Below are 17,468 nucleotides of genomic sequence, written 5' to 3'. Positions count from 1 at the left end.
TAAAATTGTTCTTTCTTAAGAAAGAACAATTTACCCCAAACTCAGTTCTACATTTTTATAACGCCAAGAATACCTCAATATCCAATAAAATACTTACCTTTGTATTCTTTTTTATCTCAATATATTAAGCAGGATAAAAATCATTAATATTGATTACACGATGAAATTATCACAATTCAAATTCAATTTACCAGAATCACTATTAGCATCTGAACCTTCGGAACACCGCGACGAATCTCGCTTAATGGTTTTACACCGTGATACTGGTAAAATAGAACATAGAATCTTTAAAGATGTTTTGGATTATTTTGATGACAAAGACGTCATGATCCTTAATAACACAAAAGTATTTCCTGCCCGTATGTACGGGAATAAAGAAAAAACAGGTGCTACTATAGAAGTTTTCCTATTGCGCGAATTGAATAAGGAATTACGTCTATGGGACGTATTGGTCGATCCGGCACGTAAGATACGCGTAGGTAATAAATTATATTTTGGTGATGATGATTTATTAGTAGCTGAAGTAGTGGACAATACTACTTCTAGAGGTCGTACCATCCGTTTCTTATTTGAAGGCACGGACGAAGAATTTCGTCGTAATATCGAAATATTAGGCGAGACACCATTGCCTAAATACATTAAACGTAAAGCTACTCCAGAAGATAAATTCCGTTACCAAACGATTTACGCAAAAAACGAAGGTGCAGTAGCGGCCCCAACTGCAGGTTTACACTTTTCACGCGAATTGATGAAAAGGTTAGAACTTAAAGGAGTTGACTTTGCAGAAGTGACACTTCATGTAGGATTGGGAACATTCCGTACCGTTGAAGTAGAAGATTTAACAAAACATAAAATGGATTCCGAGCAAATCATCATCACGGATGAAGCTGCCAAAACTGTAAATAAAGCTATTGATAATAAACGTCGTATCTGTGCGGTAGGCACTACCTCAATGCGAGCAATAGAATCTTCAGTATCAGCAGATAAGCACCTGAAGCCGGCGTCAGATTGGACCAGTAAATTCATCTACCCGCCGTATGACTTTAGTATCGCGAACGCCATGATTACAAATTTCCACACGCCTGAATCTACTTTGTTGGTTATGATTGCAGCTTTTGGTGGTTACGAAAATGTAATGAACGCTTATGAAGTAGCTGTTAAAGAAAAATATCGCTTCTATAGTTATGGCGATGCAATGTTGATTATCTAATTTAAAAAATATTCAATAAATTTAAGCGTGAATGGTGCATTCACGCTTTTTTGTTTAATTCACAGTTCATGGTCAACAATATTGTAATCATAGTGGCTGGCGGCAGGGGTTCCCGCATGCAATCGGATATTCCAAAGCAATATCTTTTACTGAAGGGTAAACCGGTCTTGATGCACACAATTGAAGCCTTCGCTCCTATCGCAACCCAGATTATTGTCGTATTACATTCCGAAATGGAAAAATACTGGACAGCACTTTGTCGAAGTCACGAATTCACTATTCCGCACGACATCGTATTCGGAGGTACCACTCGCTTTCAAAGTGTTAAAAATGGATTAAATTATCTAAAAAAAACGTATAGTGAGATGTTGTTACTCGACACCGTTGTCGCAGTCCATGATGGAGCAAGGCCGTTGACAGATCAAGTATTGATCGAGAAATCCTTCGAAATGGCCCACCAAGGTAAAGCTAATATTTTAGCTGTACCGAGTAGTAATTCAATACGTCACGGAACAATAGACGGTTCAAAAGCGATACAACGAGACAAAATATGGATAATACAAACACCACAAACTTTCCCATTGCAGCTTCTGATAAACGCTTATGAACAGAATGAACAGCCTGACTTCACAGATGATGCTTCCGTGGCAGAAAAAATGGGCAACCCCATCTATCTTATAGAAAGTAATCACAGAAATATCAAAATTACGTTTCCAGAAGACATCGAAATTGCCCAAATCTATTTAAAAAAATAAGGTATTAAGCGTTGCCGCGTATCACCCGCAATAACACAACAATTATTGCAATTACCAATAAAATGTGTATAATGCCACCGGTGGCATAACCTCCAAAAAAACTGATTGCCCAAATAATTACTAAAATTACCGCAATCGTGTAAAGTAAATTTCCCATAGTTTGAATAATTAATAAATTTTACCCCTTTTAACTAATTATTTATAGCGTTATAATAAAATAACAAACTGGGCTATGGAAAGTTTTGCAAGAGCCGATTTTTCTATCCTATTTCAATGCTCAATTGGTCAAAAGACACAAATACATTATTAGGTAGTAGGGATTGAATGTCTTCATGCGTACCGAAACGATGACTAATATGGGTAAGGTAAGCTTCACGGGGATTGATATCGTCAATAAATGCAAGCGCCTCTTCCAACGTAAAGTGGGATATATGTGGGATCATTTGAAGGGCATTTACAACCATAACCTTTACACCATCTAGGAGTCTCCTAGATTCAGGAGAAACAGTTTTCGCATCCGTAATATATGCAAAATCGCCTATACGAAAACCCATTACCGACATTTTGTAATGCATCACCTCAATAGGCATAATCTCGCTACCAAATAGATCAAAAGGTATTCCCGGTTCAATTTTTTTCAATTCTAAAAGCGGAGCGCCCGGGTATTTGGCATTACTGAATGCATAGTAAAATTCCCGTTTCAGTGCTTCATGCGTTGAAGCAGTGGCATATATAGGAACAGATGCTTGCTGTATGTAGTTAAATGCACGTACGTCGTCTAACCCCGCTATATGATCTTTATGGGAATGTGTCATTAATACCGCGTCTAAGTGTGTCACATGCGCTCTCAACATCTGACACCGAAAGTCTGGCCCTGTATCAATAACGATATTATATTTATCCAACTCGATGAGAACAGAAGACCTTAATCGCTTATCTCGCGTATCTGCTGATTGACACACTTTACATTGACAGGCGATAACAGGTACACCCTGTGAGGTTCCGGTTCCTAGAAATTGAATTTTCATCTATTCTTTTTTTTATCAATTGCTGATGAGAGCTCGAAGTAAATAATCCAATATTATTTACTTCTCGGTTTCAAAATTTATGCAGTTGTTTTAATTAAAGATTTAAAAAATGTATGCTGTTTTTCATCTAATTGTTCCTTCTCTAAATCGAAATCTTTCAAAAGTTGAATCAAGGACAAAATCTTAATTTCTAGATTAGAAAATCTATTGACCACAATAACTTTAGAATTCTGGATCACGCATGCACCCGTTTTAAAATTTCCTTTCTCATAACGGACTTTGTATCCCAACTCGTTAAGGAGGTTTTCTATTTTGTCTAAATTATATTGCGTAAACGATATCACCATATTATATTAAATATACTAATCCTATTTTTTTAAACAAAAGTTTACCGTACTGTATTTTTTTTCAACCCAACACGATCGATATAATGTTGAACAAATCCGCTCCCATATGCTATCAATTGTATAAAAGATGCTAAAACCGACAATATCGCCACACGAATACTTTTAGTCACCCAGAGACTATGTACGAATAAAATTCCACAAAAAAACAAGACTAATGTATTTCCAATCAATGCTAAATAATGTAATAGGTCGATTTCATCGAACGTAAGGATGTTAACAAAATTTAAAATCAGTAATCCGATAACGCCGACAGTAAAACAAGAAGGAAGTGCGTGAATAAGTTTCAATTCGTCGGGATATAATTGCGCAATATCTATTCTTCCTTTACCAAATGAATATGTTTGTCGATAAAACTGTGTAAAATTCGCTCTCCGTTTATGGTACACGAATGCTTCCGGAATTAGACCAACTTTATATCCGTTACCGATCATTCGAATACTAAATTCAATATCTTCCGAACGCCTAGACAGTTTAAACCCTCCTGTATTTTGCCATACCTCGCGGGATATCCCCATATTAAAGCTGCGTGGATGAAATTGCCCTACATGCCTTTTATTTCCTCGTATTCCACCTGTCGTAAAAGGACTTGTCATCGAATAGCTGATAGCCTTCTGAATAGGAGTAAAAGAATAATGGGTAGCGTCCGGACCTCCAAATGCATCCCAGTTATTTTTTTGAATACTAGACAAGACTATAGAAAGATATTCAGCAGGAACAATAATATCGGAATCGAAGACAATAAAATAATCACCCTTTGCCTTTTCAAATCCGTAATTACGTGCAAATCCTTGACCTTCATTCTCCTTGAAAACGTAATTAATTTGGAGATCGGTAGAGAATGATTCCACGATCTCTTTCGCCGAATCCATCGATCCATCTTCCACGACGATCACTTCAAAATTACCATAAGTCTGAGAAACTAAAGATTTTAAAAGTTCCTTAATTTCTTGAGGCCTGTTGTAAAGAGGAATAACAATGGAAAAAAACATACTGATTATATTACGCGTTCGATCTGATATTTATTTCGTTCCGAACTATTTCTAGCTATTAGTTCCGCGATAAATCCAGTCAAAAACAATTGCGTACCTATCACAATGGTCAACAAAGACAAGAAGAATAAGGGTTGATCTGTTACATTTCTGTAGGGTGTTCCTTGCGCTATACTCATTAACTTCTCACAGATCAAATAAAATGTAATGAAAAATCCGATCAAAAAGCTAATTACTCCAATAGGACCGAAAAAGTGCATTGGACGTTTACTAAACTTGCCAACAAAAAATATAGATAGTAGATCTAAAAATCCTTTTAAAAATCTTCCTGCACCGAATTTAGTCGTTCCATATTTCCGAGGATAATGCTGTACTATCTGCTCTTGAATATTCGTAAATCCTGCCCATTTGGCCAATACTGGAATATATCGATGCATTTCACCATAGACTTCAATGCTTTTAATGACATCTTTATGATAGGCTTTCAATCCACAATTGAAATCATGGAGATTGTGGATCCCGGACATGCTGCGCGTTACCGAGTTAAATAATTTAGTAGGTATCGTCTTTGTTGGAGGATCATATCGTTTTTGCTTCCACCCCGACACCAAGTCCGCACCCTGGTTTTTCACTCGATCATAAAGCGCCGGAATTTCATCAGGACTATCCTGCAAATCTGCATCCATTGTTATAACCACGTCTCCCTGAGCTGCAACGAAGCCCACATTGAGTGCAGCCGACTTCCCATAATTCCTCCGAAACTTAACACCAGAGATCTGTTCATTTTTCTTTTTCAAATCCATTATTACTTGCCACGAAGTATCTTTACTTCCATCATCTACAAGAATAATCTCGTATGAAAAACTATGTTGCTCCATCACCCGTTGGATCCATGCCGTCAATTCGGGCAATGACTCCGCTTCATTATATAAAGGTATAACTACCGAAATATCCATAAAAGATCTATAATTAATCGCTTAGTTAATTTTTTGTGTATTATTTTTAAACAATAAAGCTAAAATCAAAGCAAAAATAAAGTTCAACAATAAACTGATAAAAATTGGGGGAATGGTATTTCTAAAAGTCATCGAACTAAACGCAAATTCGCGATCCTGTTCGATAACCTCCATTTGTTGATCTATCTCTTCATTAGTAGCTCCTTGTTCTTCCATCTCTACTATTTTCAAGTTCATCAAATTTTGGTAACTTTCTTCCAACAAGACTTTATCCATGGTCTTCTGATAAATGGTAAGGCCGAGTGAACTAACTACTATACTAGCGGCCAAAAGGATATAGATACTTTTAAGTGCTTTGCTAAACACCCAATCTCCGCCACTACTGCGCCTAAGTAGGTATACAAAAAAAACAGGTATAGCTATAGATCCAACTATCTTCAATATTGTACTGACAACATATAAGTTAGAATAAGTTTCCGCATTTCGAGTATAATAAATACTCAGAATGGAAAGGATTATAGATATAACTCCTACGACTGCCCCATATATCAATCCGTTTTTTTTTTCCGTCGTACTTAAATCATTCATAAACTACTGTTGATTAAAACGGCTAATGATTTGATATAATGCCGTCTCGAGTGATTTATTTGAAGCGTGGCTAGTAAACTCAGCAAGTTGATCAGACGAAGGGTTTGGTTCGTAGAAGAAACTAACTATAGGATTAAAAAGCTCATATAATTCATCTTCATCATGTACGGTAGTAGATACTTTTGCAATTTCAGAATAATCACTTTCAACAAGGATTTGATTTGCGATTACTTTTTCATAGATTCGATACTCATCCTGAAATTCATCCTCTTCCACCAACAAGAATTCTTTCAAATAGTCTTCTAATTCTGGAGCAATCTTATCGTCCGCACATTCTTTGAGGTATAAAAATACATTTAACAATTCTGTACCCCTATCTAACGTATCTTCTTCTATGGCCTCCCACTCTTCAGAGTCAAGGTAATCCTCTTCCAGTTTTTGCACGTCCTCTGCAAAAAAATTGATCATTAACAAATCGAAAAACACTTCCCGAAGTTCTTCAAAAGATTGATAGTCGTCAAACACAGCATCTACCTGTTCAACCTTATCCATGAATTTAGCTTCCGAATCGAACGCAACTTCGAGCGCTTTTTGAAACGCTGTTGCATCTATTTTTTCAAGGGCAGCGTAGGAATTAATCCCTGCCTCTGCTGCTTTTTTTACTTTAATATCCATAATACTAATTATTAATAACCACTTGATTATTATTTATTACTGCTAATACTTTTCCTTTTAAAGTCTGGCCGAAAAACGGATTATTCCGACTCTTCGATTTATTTGTTCTATCGTTAAACTCCCAGGTATCCTCTAAACTAAATAAAACTACATTAGCCTCCTCACCTATTGCTAAGTTAGGTATTTTTAAGCCCACTATTTTACGTGAGTTTATCGCTAATTTTTCAACAATCTGATCTTCATTCAGCCCGGCTTCAAGCAACATCGGCAACACCGTTTGTAAACCAGTAATGCCATTTTTTGCAATCTGAAATTCAACAGCTTTAAACTCAATTTCTTGCGGGGTATGTTGAGAAACTATGGTATCTATCACACCATCTTTAAGACCATTTATCAATGCTTTTACATCCTTATGCGTACGTAAAGGAGGATTCACTTTATAATTACTATCAAACCCCTCTACATTGTCATCTGTAAACACCAAATTATGAGCTGCTACATCACAGGTGACTGCCAAGCCCTTGGCCTTCGCCTTTTTTATCAAATCGACTGATTCCGCTGTGGAAATAGTTGTAAAATGAATAGGTGCTTCATTATACTCAGCCAGATACAAATCACGCGAAACCATCAACGCCTCTGCCAAATTCGGGACACCCTTCATACCTAAGAATGTACTCATCACACCTTCATTCATTTGATTACCTCCGGCGATAGATTCGTCTTGTGCAAAAGATATTACTAACCCATTAAATCCACGAGCATACAATAATGCCCGTCCCATTAATCCCGCTTGCTGAATACTGTGATTACCGTCTGAAAAAGCTATCGCGCCATTTAGCTTCATATCATAAAGCTCTGCCATCTCCTTGCCTTCTCGCTTTTTGCTTACAGCGCCAACTGGATATACATCTACAAGATTACCTTTAGCCAGATTCACAATTAGCGAAACTTCCGATCGGCTTTGAATAGCAGGATTAGTATTCGGATGAACAGCAATACCTGTAAACCCTCCTGCCGCAGCAGCGGCAGTACCCGTCTGCAAATCTTCTTTTGTCTCGCACCCCGGTTCACCGATATTTACATTCAAGTCAAAAAAACCAGGTGCTAATACTGCTCCTTTGCCTGCAATAACCTGAATTTTCTCATCAGGTTGTTTAATTTTCTTATTTATATCCGCAATTTTACCTTTATTTATCAGCACATCAACTTCTTGTTGATGAAACCTATGCCCTGGTAAAATTAATTTTGCAGAAGTAATTAAGATCGTATTCATGGATATAATATGCTAGAAATTAAGTTTTGCTAGTTAATACAAAGAAACTGAAGCCATTTCGTAAAAAAACTTTCACGGCTCGCAGTCGTACCCACATCCATGAAAGTTTCGGGAAGGTTCTTGATGGCCATTGAAGGCAAACACTTTCAGAAAAAAAAAGTGGTTTAGCGTATTGCGCTAATAAAAGATTTCTTTCCGAAAACGTCGAAAAATCAAATTGCTCCATTAAAAAACAAATGTACAAAATACTTTAATTTTAAGTGTATTTATTATAGTTTATTCCTGTCCTGCCCCCATTCGTAACTATCGATCTTAAGACCAGCCAAAGAGATAACCCTGTCCACTACTGTCGAAGCCAGATCTTCCATGCCTTTCGGTTGGCTGTAAAATGACGGACTAGCCGGACAAATAATTCCGCCTGCTTGGGTTACTGCTAGCATGTTTTGTAAGTGTATTACATTTAAGGGGGTTTCTCTCGCGACAAGAATTAATTTTCTTCTTTCTTTCAGAATAACATCTGCGGCGCGAGTAGTTAAATCCGAAGAGATACCGTTTGCTATTCGCGCTAAAGTCCCCATCGAACAAGGACAAACAATCATCGTATCAAAGTTCGCAGATCCCGAAGCAAAAGGAGCCATAAAATCATTTTTTGAATAAAAAACGAGGGGATATGTGTTAAACGCTTCATTCTGCAATTCAAATTTCCAGACATCCTTCGCATTATCCGACATAACAACACCTATCTCTTCTACCTGATCCGTCAGCAGACTCAGTTTATCCAACAACAGTTTTGCATAAATTGACCCCGATGCTCCTGTGATCGCAACTATGATTTTTCGTTTCATGGAACAAAGCTATAAAATAAGGGTCGAATAAGAAAAATTCGACCCTACATCTACCTATGAAAAACATGCCCTTGGGGAGGGCTCTACAAAAGTACGCAACCTTTCTTTATTTGCAACCTTTCACCGCCACTTTGATCGTTAAAATTAAAAATTTGTAGTTTGAATACTACATAAAATACACTTTTTACGTTTTACGTAGTATATATAAGAGATCTTTAGCTAAGAACTCAAATCGTAGCATTATTAATCCACAAAAGAAATTTTACTCACAATTTGCGTCGAATCCATATTTTTTTCTTTATTTCGGAGCTAAAACAGGAAATTCGAAAATGAGCTTAACAGTACTAGAGGAATATATTGAAACGGGTAACTTTCAAGATTTAGATTTGTTACTAAGTAAAAACCCTTATTTGGTTAAAGAAAATACAAGCCATGATATTTCACCTTTATTATTGGCCTGTTATTATCACAAATCACAAATTGTACAGATAATTTTAAAATACATTACGTCGATCACCATCCATGAAGCATGTGCAGCGGGCTTAGCTCAACATGTTCAAATGATGGTCGAACAAAAAACAGATGTAATTAATGAAATTTCGTCTCATGGCTTTACACCTATTGGTATTGCAGCACATTTTGGGAAAGAAGATATTGTAAGAATTTTGTTAGCCCATCACGCAGATCCAAATATACCATCGCAAAATGGCTACAATGTACATCCATTGCACGCTTCACTAAGTATCAACCACGCGGCAATTAGCAAAATGCTTATTGAAGCAGGAGCCGAAGTAAACGTAATACAAACTGCCCGTATTACTCCGCTACATTTGGCCGCTCAACATGGCAATATTGAACTGATTATTTTATTATTAGAACAAGGCGCAGATATTTCCATCACTACGGATCTAGGGGCTACGGCAGCAGATTTGGCCGCAGAAAAAGGTTTTCATGAAATAGCGGAGATTTTAAAAGTGGGCTAGTATTTTAAAAGAGAAACACCGATAGCACATTCTAAACATTTTTTTGTATCGCAATAGTTATTTTTCAAATGCAGCAAAGCTTGCGAGTCGGCAGCAGTATCTGATTTCAAACTCATTTTTTTGAATCGTGTGATAATGGAATTGTTTTCCGTTTCAATTTCCTCTAACCATTGTATAGCCTTCTCCATGTATTTTTCTATGTTGTAAAACTTACCATAAGCAAATACTATTGGTACGAAACAATTAATAAAAAGATGGGATATAAAATCCTTAGACCATGAGATAGAATGAATTTTTGTACGTTTGTCAAACCTATAATGATCTCTCCAATATCGCTCCAGTTCAAAGGATTGAATTGCAGTCGAGATGGTCGGCCTATCTTCCCTTAATATAAATTCAAACCAATATGCTTTATGACACAATAAAGCCGACAGTTGTGCAATACGATAAGTGGGAAAATTGTATGGCCGCATCCTCAAAAATTTCCACTCCTCTGTCCGCATCGGTTGTAATTTATGGATTCTCTTCAAGTACTCGAACTCAGATAGCAGCGCTTTGGGGTAATCGTCATTCACATCGCGCTTCAATAGACCGGCGGTTCCAAAAAGCAAGCTACTCGTCTTTATATCATCATTTTGATACTTTTGAAACAAAAGCAAATCCACATCAGACATCAACTTTTCAAAAGCTTTTGCGTTTACCCGCATACCAAACGCTCTTCCCAATGCAATAGCCAACACACTTTCCCAATCCTGTTTAGTTTCCAGAATCATTTTTAAAAAATAGTCGTACTTATCCGCCAACCGCTCTACGGTAAGTCGCTTTAACCACGGATAAATCACAATGTCATTAATTTGAGAAATTTGATTTTCGCAGGGTATCCAATTCAGATTTTGCATAAGAGATTGATATTTCAACAATCTTCCTTCTTCTACATAAGGTTGTAAACATATGGAGGGAACCTTAGTTCCGTCGGATCTCAGTACAGAAAAGTCATTATTCCATACCACATGCAATACCGTATTATCATATGCGGGATCAGATGAGTGACCGTGCTTTCCCCAATCTTTGGCATTAATATGAATCTCTACATGACCATACCATAACACATCGCCAATTCGGATACATGCGAATTCAAAGTCGGGGCCGGCATTAACATTGTACTGTCCTATTTCGACCACCCGCAACGCCTCTCCATCAGAAGTTTTTAAATCTAATTGGTTATATAAGCGAAAACGCCAGATGAAGTGAAGTAACTCTTCTGGAAATGACATGGTTTAAATTTACCTTTTTAATGTGTAAATTTAAAATAAACTACTAAAGAATTGGACGATAGACCAACAAATGGTCGTCGGAGACCTGCAATTTTATATCTAAAGCGCCATTTATTTTTGGAGCAACCATTCCAACTCCCCAAGATTCTTCGGACACAAAAACCCGTGCTTCGTCCCACAGACCAGCATTGATAAACATCTGTAAAGTTTTAGCACCACCTTCAATAATAATAGACTGCACGTCCATCAGATACAACTGATACAAAACACTCTGAGATAGGTACAGGTCAAAATTTTCTATCTCGATATATTTGAGATTGGTATGCCATTCCGATTTAACGGCGTTAAAAACAATTGTTTCGGTAGACTGGTCCAACAGGTGATAATCGGCAGGAATATCTAGATCTCTATCGATCAGAATACGTTTGGGAGATTTGCCCGTCCAACATCGATTCGTTAGACTTGGATTATCAATTAGTGCCGTATTCTTCCCGACCAAGATAGCATCCTCTTCACTCCGCCATTTGTGTACTAATTGCTTACTAGCTGCATTGCTTATCCAACGCTGAACTGTATCCGCCGGTGCAAAATATCCATCGCTCGTTTCGGCCCATTTTAAAATCACATAAGGTCTATTTTCGTTTATCTGCATGAAGAATCTACGATTCATATATTGACACTCTTCTTCCAAAACGCCTGTGACAACTTCTATTCCGGCCAACTGAAGCTTTTCTATCCCCAAACCATTTACCTTAGAAAAGGGATCTAAACATCCTACCACAACTTTTGGTAAACCACAACTTATCAACATGTCCGCACAAGGCGGAGTTTTCCCAAAATGTGCACAGGGCTCCAAGCTCACATAGATGGTGCTAGTGGCGAATAGTTGTCGTGCTTTTTCCGTCCCGTATTTTGCAATCACAGACTGTACAGCGTTGACTTCTGCATGTGGCCCACCGTATGGAGAGGTATACCCTTCTCCAATAATAGCATCATGACATACGATGACTGCACCCACCATGGGGTTAGGGCTTACTGTTCCCATTCCCAACACAGCAAGATCTAAACATCTTTTCATATAACATTCATGCCTATTTATCGGGATATGTTTATTCATTAGTGTGAATCTTTAAGAATATTGTTCATTCGTGTTATGCTCAAAAGTATTAATGAGTTCGCAAGCTCCGTTCGCTTTTTAGCGAAACCTATTCACTACGGCGTGGAATATCCAGTGCTGACGACTCCGAAAACATACATATTTCAGATAACAAACTTAGTAAATAACACGTAGATAATGTAGAATCATTGTATGTTTGTATCATGAAATGGAGTGAGATAGAACAAGTATTTTTGGACGAATTATCTGATCTATATGATTCGACGGAAATTAAGGCAATTTTTCATATAGCGGTAGAACATGTCGCCCAGCAAAAAAGGCCAAATTTTCTCCTGAACAAAAACAATATCGTTATACCCGACCAACAGCGTCAATTGACTGAAATGCTCGATTTACTAAAATCAGGTAAACCGATACAGCATCTCACCGGTAGTGCACACTTTTATGGATTCGATTTTAATGTAAATGAACATACGTTGATCCCCAGACCAGAGACTGAAGAACTCGTCGATTTAATCGTAAAATCCCATGGCACACAGAAAAAGTTACGTCTCATAGATATTGGAACAGGCACTGGATGTATCCCTATAAGTCTTGCTAAACATTTAAGAGATCCACAGATTTGGGCTATAGATATTTCATCCGAAGCTCTTCTAATTGCAAAACAAAATGCAAAAAAACAAGAAGCAGATATCCAGTTTATTCGTGCGGATATTTTAGAATGGGAATTTTTGTTTACCAATGGCGAACGTTTTGACATTATCGTGAGTAACCCCCCTTACATTACGCCAATAGAGAAAGAAAAGATGCACAAAAATGTTGTTGCATTTGAACCGCATCTCGCCTTATTTGTTGAAGGTAGCGCTCCATTGATTTTTTATGATTACATTTCCGACTTTGCATTAGCGCACCTTGAGGAAACTGGTACACTTTATTTCGAGATCAATCAGTACCTAAGTAGTGAAACCACCTCTCTACTTCGCAAAAAAGGATTTACACAGATAAATATATTAAAAGACATTAATGGTTCAGACCGTATGATTAGTGCAAAAAAACAACCATCTCCTATAAAAATTAGCAAATAGATTGTTTTTTTTAAACTGAAAAACAAACACTTAATATCTTTTCCACAAAATAAAAACCATTTCATTTGGTCTATATCGTAGATTTTTCTACCTTTGCATCACTTCAAACAACGAAGGATAATTCATCACAGGATTAGGATTCCGTAGCTCAGCTGGTAGAGCAATACACTTTTAATGTATGGGTCCTGGGTTCGAATCCCAGCGGGATCACAAAAAAAGCTTCACTGAAAAGTGAGGCTTTTTTGTTTCCGTAAGATTCGAACGAAGGGTTGGGCTGGGTTCGATCCGAAGAAGGCTCAAGGTTTGTGTCTGGGGAACGTGTGGCTGAGCCAATCCCGGATCATACCGAAAGTTTGGGGGGTAATCCTTTTTAAGCATATAATTTCATTACCCTATAAAGAAAGAATTGGGTATCTCTAACCCCACGGAAGATACTTCTGAATGCTTTTAGTTTAGCATTAAAGGATTCTGCAGAAGCGTTTGTACTTTTGTTATCGAAGTAATGTAGGATATAGGGATGATGGGCAGCGATAGATCTGGCCACGCTTTCAAAAGATGCTATTCCTGAAGCTTCTACCTGATTATGCCATAGACCAAGTTTGGTAAAAGCGACTTTCTTGTCTTTGCATTTCTGGAAGATATCTCCCAATGCTATTCCCAGATCATGTGCTTTTTTGAGAAGAGGGAATCGTAGAAATAAGAGTTCTGCCCGGTGCTTTTGACTCTCGGTCCATCTTGTGGGATGCTTGAATAACAGATATCTAGACCTTGCCAACAATTGTTTAAGGGTATCACCGTTGGATAGCACTCCAGGGTCATAAGGAATACCGCATTTACGTGCCTGGGCAATCTTTTTACTTTCCTCATCTAACACCTGCCAGCGGTATCTGATACGAAGTTCCTGAACAGCATCATAAGCAAGTTTTTGTACATGAAACCGATCGATAACCCTTCGAGCATTCCGAAAACACCTACGGATAGCTTTTGCCATATTGGGAGCCATATCCATCGTTACTTCTTTAACTTTGTTTCTTAGCCTGAGTGGAATACGCTCTAATACGGTGATAATATCTTCTGCCTTTGTTCCTCTAATGGTGGCTAGAATAGTCCCCTTTTTGCCTTTGGAGGCTTTGCTGGTGACGATAGTATAAAGTTCGCCATTGCTAAAACTGGTTTCATCAATACTGAGCTGTGGGGATATATTGCCAGGAAATACAGTCCAGTACTCCGCATGAGGTTTTTGGTCCCAATCATGAAAGTCGCTCAAGTGATTCTTATACTGATCTTGAAGTTGTTTGCCATCCAGCTGAAACAGAAGCCCAAGAAGATGGGCACTGATCGGATAGTTATCCAAATATTCCCTTTAAAAAAAGCCCGAATTCCGTAGTCATTCGAGCACCTTCACGAACCAGGTTCCAATCCCGGGTAATGATTTTCCGGGTATCTGACACCGTCCAACGCCTGCGTTTAATGTGAAGAGTAACTTTCTGACCCCGAATCGGAAAGTCTTTAATCTCTGAAACAGGCATAAAGCCCTTGGATGCTAGTTTAGTGTTTTCATATCCTGAAGGAGCAATATTTTTTTCATCCAAATGGATGTGAAGTTCTTTGTCCTTCTGGACAACTTCCATGATATCGAAATAATCTAACAGCCCTTCGGGCATTAATAAGGCCAATAGTCTACGTTCAGCGTCTTGCAAGGTAATATGTTTTAAGACTGCTAAACTAAGAATTTATTTATCTCTCCCCAAAGATTCAGCTTGATCCCCAATCCCAGCGGGATCAACGAGGAATATTCACAGCCTATACCCAATGTAATTGAATAAAATGAAAACGTATCATATTAGTTAGTATTTGAGTTTGGAAATTCTACTGCTTTAAATCATGATTTGGCTCCATTCCCATTTCTATTTTCAGCATTCCTCCGTTTACCACGTCCTGGAATGGTATAGCTACTGATTGTTGTGCTTTACCATTTACGTTGAGCGATTGCACATACATATTTTCGGGAGCGTTGTTACGTACGTCAATAACAAACTTATCGCCTTTATAATATTTCTTATTTAACTTCACCTCTATACGATCAAATATAGGACTACCGATCTGAAATTCTGGATTGATCTGTGTTAAGCCTTTCACGTCAAACAACCCCATTCCCGCCATTACATACCAGGCACCAAGCTGTCCCTGATCTTCATCCTGACCATAGCCATAGCCGTGGAGTCCATCGACACCATAAAATTCATTACAGATTGTTCGCACCCATTTCTGTGTTAAATGCGGCTTACCAGAGAAATTGAACAACCAGGATACGTGTAGATTTGGCTGGTTACCATGGTTATACGCCGCATGTACACCAGCAAATGCATCTACTGTTTTGCCACCACCGAACATGTTTTTTTGCGAGTTAATAAAAATGCTATCCAAGCGATTGTTAAATACCTGCTGTCCCACTTTATCTATTAATTTCTTCGGCTCGTGCGGCACATAAAAGGTGTATTGTATGGCATTACCTTCCTGAAAACCCGCCCAGGCCGCCATGGGATCAAAGTTTTTCAAAAAATTCCCATCTAGTGTACGGGGTCGGATAAGTTCAGTTTCTGAATCGAATAGATTTTCCCAATTTGAAGCCATTTTAGAAAGACGTTGGTAATCGGATTCTTTATTCAAATGCTTAGCGAACTGCGCCACTGCATAACTGCTAAAGGAATACTCCATGGTGTGCGACGCACCAAACACGGATCCTTCATCCTGCTTGGTGATAAAGTAATCATCGCTTGGAATATACGGGCAGTAGCCACGGTCGACAAATGCACCGACATCTAACTTACCTGCACCGGCAGGGCGGTTGTGCCCATCGATCTCATTCTTTAACGCAGCTTCATAACCGAGATCGTAGTCGAAGTCCCGTATCCCACAATTATATGCAGCAGCAATAGCAAGACTAGTGAAGTTCGTACCAACACCCGAAACATATTTGCTATTCGCAATGCCATCACCCAGCCATCCGGTCTCTTTATACACCAACAACTGGCTTTGTACCCAATCCGAATAATATTCCGGATAGGCTAAAGCCCATAATTGGGTAAGGTTCCAATATCCGCCCCAGATTGCATCGCTATTGTAATAGTTGAACGTGGGCCGGCTCTTATCCATCGAAAGATAACCGATGGTGCCATCATTTTTAGGGTACGCCCCATTGACATCATTGGCCAGCCCACGTCCGAGCAAGGCGTGGTAAAGACCGGTATAAAATTTCACTTTATCTTCCTGGCGGCCACCTTCTACGTTAATCCGTCCAAGCATGTCATTCCATCTGATTGATGCCTTTTCTTTTGCCGTGTCGAAATTCAGATCCGAGCCTTCCGTCTCATAGTTCAGTCTCGCATTATCGATCGACGTGTAAGACTGACCGATTTTCACCGTAATCTGTTCCTCCTCACCGGTCGTATATTTTACAGCCAGACAGGCTCCTATACCTTTTACTTCTTTCGCTGTACCGACCAATTCTCCGCGCTTAAACGTCTTAACTTCGGCAAAAGGCTTACTCAGCTTGGCATAGAAATACATGTGCACAGTGGCTTCCGGCTGATATTTTTTGACATATTCCGGTTTAGTGATAACGTATCCCTCTATGGTCGTATCATCAACCACTTTTATATAAGCATCTTCGATAGCACCGCTTTCGCCCAGCCGGTTTCCGATGTCGAATAAAACATAGGACTCATCCGATTTCGGAAACGTATACCGCTGGTAACCGACACGATCTAATGCCGTAAGCTCAACTTTGGTATTGTACTTATCGAGTAAGACACCATAAAATCCAGCAGTAGCCTCTTCATTCTCTTTTTTAAATAAAGATCGATAGCCCTCGTCTGGCTTTTCTAGTGTCCCTGGCGTGGTTTTCAATGCACCAACAATTGGCATCAACATGACTCCACCTATCTGAAATTCGTGAAAGCAGGCAAACCCTTCGATAGAGCTATGATTATCTTCATATCCTACGGCTTCCCACCCGTTTGCGTTCCCATAGGAGCCATTCGTTGATGGGCCCAGTTTTGCCATCCCGAAAGGTACAGCTGCAGGTGTATAGAAAAACCACCGACTATGTACGGATCCGATGTTGGGATTTACGTATTCGGATAATTTTTCTACCGTTTCCTTTTTTCCTACGCAAGATAAAACAAGCATATATAAGACCGTTGGTAGTAAAAGTAGATTCGTTTTTTTCATCTGTATAAATTATTAATAACTTCGTTATTTTATTTTAAATATTCTTAGTC

Annotated in this window: 18 protein-coding genes and 1 tRNA gene; 5 read left to right on the top strand and 14 right to left on the bottom strand. The window is 38.5% G+C overall.

Features of this window, described 5'->3' with window-relative positions:
- Positions 1 to 160: 160 nt before the first annotated feature.
- Together queA and C4F40_RS16705 are read left to right on the top strand one after the other, a co-directional pair.
- Positions 161 to 1,210, top strand: coding sequence for a tRNA preQ1(34) S-adenosylmethionine ribosyltransferase-isomerase QueA (gene queA, locus C4F40_RS16710; RefSeq protein ID WP_196940560.1), 1,050 nt, complete (start codon positions 161 to 163; stop codon positions 1,208 to 1,210).
- 68 nt (positions 1,211 to 1,278) lie between these two features.
- The gene (locus tag C4F40_RS16705; protein WP_196940559.1) at positions 1,279 to 1,965 is read left to right on the top strand and encodes a 2-C-methyl-D-erythritol 4-phosphate cytidylyltransferase; all 687 of its coding nucleotides are present in this window, start codon (positions 1,279 to 1,281) and stop codon (positions 1,963 to 1,965) included.
- 4 nt (positions 1,966 to 1,969) lie between these two features.
- On the opposite strand, the gene C4F40_RS16700 is transcribed toward C4F40_RS16705, so the two are convergent.
- From C4F40_RS16700 to C4F40_RS16660, 9 genes are all read right to left on the bottom strand, one after another.
- Positions 1,970 to 2,122 carry a lmo0937 family membrane protein gene (locus C4F40_RS16700; RefSeq protein WP_136820368.1) on the bottom strand — a complete coding sequence of 51 codons (153 nt, stop codon included), beginning with the start codon at positions 2,120 to 2,122 and terminating at the stop codon, positions 1,970 to 1,972.
- A gap of 103 nt (positions 2,123 to 2,225) precedes the next feature.
- On the bottom strand, positions 2,226 to 2,993 hold the full coding sequence (locus tag C4F40_RS16695; protein ID WP_196940558.1) for an MBL fold metallo-hydrolase: 768 nt from the start codon (positions 2,991 to 2,993) through the stop codon (positions 2,226 to 2,228).
- Between the two features lie 77 nt (positions 2,994 to 3,070).
- Complete coding sequence (locus tag C4F40_RS16690) at positions 3,071 to 3,340, bottom strand: hypothetical protein (RefSeq protein WP_313785748.1); 270 nt, start codon at positions 3,338 to 3,340, stop codon at positions 3,071 to 3,073.
- A gap of 41 nt (positions 3,341 to 3,381) precedes the next feature.
- Positions 3,382 to 4,389, bottom strand: a complete 1,008-nt coding sequence (locus C4F40_RS16685) for a glycosyltransferase (protein ID WP_196940557.1) — start codon at positions 4,387 to 4,389, stop codon at positions 3,382 to 3,384.
- Positions 4,390 to 4,394: 5 nt separating this feature from the next.
- The gene (locus C4F40_RS16680; protein ID WP_196940556.1) at positions 4,395 to 5,345 is read right to left on the bottom strand and encodes a glycosyltransferase family 2 protein; all 951 of its coding nucleotides are present in this window, start codon (positions 5,343 to 5,345) and stop codon (positions 4,395 to 4,397) included.
- Positions 5,346 to 5,366: 21 nt separating this feature from the next.
- A complete protein-coding gene (locus tag C4F40_RS16675) occupies positions 5,367 to 5,933 on the bottom strand; it encodes a DUF4199 domain-containing protein (protein WP_196940555.1) in 567 nt (188 codons plus the stop codon).
- 3 nt (positions 5,934 to 5,936) lie between these two features.
- Positions 5,937 to 6,608: a hypothetical protein gene (locus C4F40_RS16670; protein WP_196940554.1), complete on the bottom strand. Its 672-nt coding sequence runs from the start codon at positions 6,606 to 6,608 to the stop codon at positions 5,937 to 5,939.
- 4 nt (positions 6,609 to 6,612) lie between these two features.
- Positions 6,613 to 7,881: a dihydroorotase gene (locus C4F40_RS16665; protein ID WP_196940553.1), complete on the bottom strand. Its 1,269-nt coding sequence runs from the start codon at positions 7,879 to 7,881 to the stop codon at positions 6,613 to 6,615.
- 269 nt (positions 7,882 to 8,150) lie between these two features.
- The gene (locus tag C4F40_RS16660) at positions 8,151 to 8,726 is read right to left on the bottom strand and encodes a UbiX family flavin prenyltransferase (protein ID WP_196940552.1); all 576 of its coding nucleotides are present in this window, start codon (positions 8,724 to 8,726) and stop codon (positions 8,151 to 8,153) included.
- Positions 8,727 to 9,055: 329 nt separating this feature from the next.
- Here C4F40_RS16660 and C4F40_RS16655 point away from each other — a divergent pair, with 329 nt between their 5' ends.
- Complete coding sequence (locus tag C4F40_RS16655) at positions 9,056 to 9,709, top strand: ankyrin repeat domain-containing protein (RefSeq protein WP_196940551.1); 654 nt, start codon at positions 9,056 to 9,058, stop codon at positions 9,707 to 9,709.
- Here C4F40_RS16655 and C4F40_RS16650 read toward each other — a convergent pair.
- Complete coding sequence (locus C4F40_RS16650; protein ID WP_196940550.1) at positions 9,706 to 10,983, bottom strand: DUF2851 family protein; 1,278 nt, start codon at positions 10,981 to 10,983, stop codon at positions 9,706 to 9,708. The two genes, C4F40_RS16655 and C4F40_RS16650, sit on opposite strands and share 4 nt — an antisense overlap.
- A 43-nt stretch (positions 10,984 to 11,026) precedes the next feature.
- Positions 11,027 to 12,082 carry a bifunctional diaminohydroxyphosphoribosylaminopyrimidine deaminase/5-amino-6-(5-phosphoribosylamino)uracil reductase RibD gene (gene ribD / locus C4F40_RS16645; RefSeq protein WP_390881658.1) on the bottom strand — a complete coding sequence of 352 codons (1,056 nt, stop codon included), beginning with the start codon at positions 12,080 to 12,082 and terminating at the stop codon, positions 11,027 to 11,029.
- 221 nt (positions 12,083 to 12,303) lie between these two features.
- Between ribD and prmC the strand changes: the two genes are divergently transcribed.
- A complete protein-coding gene (gene prmC, locus C4F40_RS16640) occupies positions 12,304 to 13,185 on the top strand; it encodes a peptide chain release factor N(5)-glutamine methyltransferase (RefSeq protein ID WP_196940548.1) in 882 nt (293 codons plus the stop codon).
- Between the two features lie 137 nt (positions 13,186 to 13,322).
- A tRNA-Lys gene (locus C4F40_RS16635) sits at positions 13,323 to 13,395 on the top strand.
- Positions 13,396 to 13,555: 160 nt separating this feature from the next.
- Here the strand turns inward: C4F40_RS16635 and C4F40_RS16630 are convergent.
- From C4F40_RS16630 to C4F40_RS16620, 3 genes are all read right to left on the bottom strand, one after another.
- On the bottom strand, positions 13,556 to 14,539 hold the full coding sequence (locus C4F40_RS16630; RefSeq protein ID WP_196937955.1) for an ISAon1 family transposase: 984 nt from the start codon (positions 14,537 to 14,539) through the stop codon (positions 13,556 to 13,558).
- On the bottom strand, positions 14,532 to 14,885 hold the full coding sequence (locus C4F40_RS16625) for an ISAon1 family transposase N-terminal region protein (RefSeq protein WP_196937956.1): 354 nt from the start codon (positions 14,883 to 14,885) through the stop codon (positions 14,532 to 14,534). The genes C4F40_RS16630 and C4F40_RS16625 overlap by 8 nt, the downstream gene beginning before the upstream one ends.
- Before the next feature lie 169 nt (positions 14,886 to 15,054).
- Positions 15,055 to 17,418 carry a GH92 family glycosyl hydrolase gene (locus C4F40_RS16620; protein WP_231390101.1) on the bottom strand — a complete coding sequence of 788 codons (2,364 nt, stop codon included), beginning with the start codon at positions 17,416 to 17,418 and terminating at the stop codon, positions 15,055 to 15,057.
- Positions 17,419 to 17,468 lie beyond the last annotated feature (50 nt).

This window comes from Sphingobacterium pedocola, from assembly GCF_015209965.1.
GTDB classification, from domain to species: domain Bacteria; phylum Bacteroidota; class Bacteroidia; order Sphingobacteriales; family Sphingobacteriaceae; genus Sphingobacterium; species Sphingobacterium pedocola.
The sequence above is the reverse complement of the archived record's forward strand: the minus strand, read 5'-3'. Positions and strand labels throughout refer to the sequence as shown.

Excerpts from the sequence above, each read along its gene's own strand:
- queA (WP_196940560.1), top strand. The coding sequence starts at position 161 with ATGAAATTATCACAATTCAAATTCAATTTACCAGAATCACTATTAGCA.
- C4F40_RS16705 (WP_196940559.1), top strand. The coding sequence starts at position 1,279 with ATGGTCAACAATATTGTAATCATAGTGGCTGGCGGCAGGGGTTCCCGC.
- C4F40_RS16700 (WP_136820368.1), bottom strand. The coding sequence starts at position 2,122 with ATGGGAAATTTACTTTACACGATTGCGGTAATTTTAGTAATTATTTGG.
- C4F40_RS16695 (WP_196940558.1), bottom strand. The coding sequence starts at position 2,993 with ATGAAAATTCAATTTCTAGGAACCGGAACCTCACAGGGTGTACCTGTT.
- C4F40_RS16690 (WP_313785748.1), bottom strand. The coding sequence starts at position 3,340 with ATGGTGATATCGTTTACGCAATATAATTTAGACAAAATAGAAAACCTC.
- C4F40_RS16685 (WP_196940557.1), bottom strand. The coding sequence starts at position 4,389 with ATGTTTTTTTCCATTGTTATTCCTCTTTACAACAGGCCTCAAGAAATT.
- C4F40_RS16680 (WP_196940556.1), bottom strand. The coding sequence starts at position 5,345 with ATGGATATTTCGGTAGTTATACCTTTATATAATGAAGCGGAGTCATTG.
- C4F40_RS16675 (WP_196940555.1), bottom strand. The coding sequence starts at position 5,933 with ATGAATGATTTAAGTACGACGGAAAAAAAAAACGGATTGATATATGGG.
- C4F40_RS16670 (WP_196940554.1), bottom strand. The coding sequence starts at position 6,608 with ATGGATATTAAAGTAAAAAAAGCAGCAGAGGCAGGGATTAATTCCTAC.
- C4F40_RS16665 (WP_196940553.1), bottom strand. The coding sequence starts at position 7,881 with ATGAATACGATCTTAATTACTTCTGCAAAATTAATTTTACCAGGGCAT.
- C4F40_RS16660 (WP_196940552.1), bottom strand. The coding sequence starts at position 8,726 with ATGAAACGAAAAATCATAGTTGCGATCACAGGAGCATCGGGGTCAATT.
- C4F40_RS16655 (WP_196940551.1), top strand. The coding sequence starts at position 9,056 with ATGAGCTTAACAGTACTAGAGGAATATATTGAAACGGGTAACTTTCAA.
- C4F40_RS16650 (WP_196940550.1), bottom strand. The coding sequence starts at position 10,983 with ATGTCATTTCCAGAAGAGTTACTTCACTTCATCTGGCGTTTTCGCTTA.
- prmC (WP_196940548.1), top strand. The coding sequence starts at position 12,304 with ATGAAATGGAGTGAGATAGAACAAGTATTTTTGGACGAATTATCTGAT.
- C4F40_RS16620 (WP_231390101.1), bottom strand. The coding sequence starts at position 17,418 with ATGAAAAAAACGAATCTACTTTTACTACCAACGGTCTTATATATGCTT.